Annotated in this window: 1 protein-coding gene and 1 pseudogene; both read right to left on the reverse strand. The window is 75.9% G+C overall.

Annotation, left to right across the window (positions count from 1 at the left end; all coding sequences use genetic code 11):
• A partial coding sequence (locus tag AA75_RS44285; RefSeq protein ID WP_033826245.1) for a M48 family metalloprotease occupies positions 1 to 1,304 on the reverse strand: 1,304 nt, incomplete at its 3' end.
• Positions 1,305 to 1,306: 2 nt separating this feature from the next.
• Positions 1,307 to 1,508 (reverse strand): annotated as a pseudogene (locus AA75_RS50695) (TetR family transcriptional regulator); the annotation flags it as partial.

Consider the following 1,508-nt stretch of genomic DNA (forward strand, 5'->3'; position numbering starts at 1 on the left):
AGCAGGGGCAGCGCGAGCCAGGCGTACACCGGCCGGAGGGTGGTGAGTTCGCCCAGCTCGAGGTCGCCCGTGTGCAGCCGGTACAGCATCACGTCGAAGGAGTGCGACATCAGGAGGGTGAGGGTGAACATGGCGACGCACCCGATCAGCGCCGCCTCCCAGGCGGTCGGCTCGTCGGCGCGGGCGGGGTCCGCCAGGACGGCGCGTCTGCGGGCGAGCGGGGGGTGGGTGGCGAACGGCCACACCGGTCCCTCGTCCTCGGGGTCGGGCGGCTCCTCGGGCGCCGTGCGGGGTGACGGCGCGGGTTCGCCGGCTGCGGCGGACGGGGTGCCGCGACGGCGGGCGGCCCGGGTGGACCGTTCGCCCGCCAGCAGGAGCAGGAAGCGGTCCAGGCTCGCCCTGGCCGTCCGGCCGCGGGTGCCGCCGGGCCCGGCGGCCGCGTACGCGTCGGCGTGGAACTCCCGTGCGTGCAGGTAGGTGTTGCGCGCGGCGATGACGAGGCAGCCGAGCACCAGCAGCCGGTACCCGAGGTCGCGCAGTCCGCTCTCCCACGCCGCCCGGCCCGACAGCGAGTAGCCGAGGACCGCAGCGACCAGGACCACGAACGCACCCCACAGCGCGGTGACCGCGAAGGTGACGTCGACGTCCCGGTTCCGGATGTGGCCGAGTTCGTGGCGCACGATCACCGCGAAGGTGTCCGGGTCCTCGTCGAAGAGGTCGGCCATCCCGCTGGCGAGCTCGATGTGGCGACGCCGCCAGTGGCCGAAGGCGAGCGCGTTCTGGGTGTAGTCGCCCGCGTCGAGCCAGACCCCGGAGAGGGTGACCCCGGCGTCGGCGGCCTGCCGGTGCACGGCGGCGGCCAGGTCCGGCCGGTAACCGGCGTCCGGACCGGTGGCGGGGGTGGGGCGCAGCCGCAGCAGGCGTCGGAGCAGGATCTGCCGGTACGGCGCGGTCGCGTAGAGCACCACGCCGCCGCCGACCAGGACCGCCAGGTTCAGGGCGGCCCGTACCTCCGGCCGGTCGCGGGCGGGGTGTTCTCCGCACCGCTCGTGGGTGAGGCGGGTGAGTACCGTCCGGTCCTCGTCCGTCAGTTGCCGCCGCTGCCAGGCCGTCGACCCGGCGGCGAGCAGCAGCTCCTCCTCGGGCGTGGGCGGCAGGGAGAGCCGGTAGGCGTTCTCCGTGCGGCCTGCGCACAGTGTGTACGCCAGTTCGGCGTCGGTGTGTGCGCGGGGTGTGGTCACGAACGCGATGCTGACGGCCGCCGCCATCAGGGCGATGCAGAACAGGGCTGCCCGGGCGAACACGCCTACTCCCCCGCTGCCGGGCTCCCGTCGGCGCCGATGCCCGGGGGCGGGGCGGCGGCCGGTGGCGCGGGGACGGCGGCGGGACGCGCGGTGCTCTCGCCCGCGGCCAGCAGGCCGACGACATGCGCGAGCGCGGAGTCGGCGATCCGCTGCGCCAACTCCTCGGGGACGTGCCCGCGGGCGCCCGCCAGCGCGGCGTCCCGG

It is taken from the genome of Kitasatospora sp. MBT63 (genome assembly GCF_000710465.2).
In the GTDB taxonomy this organism is placed as follows: domain Bacteria; phylum Actinomycetota; class Actinomycetes; order Streptomycetales; family Streptomycetaceae; genus Kitasatospora.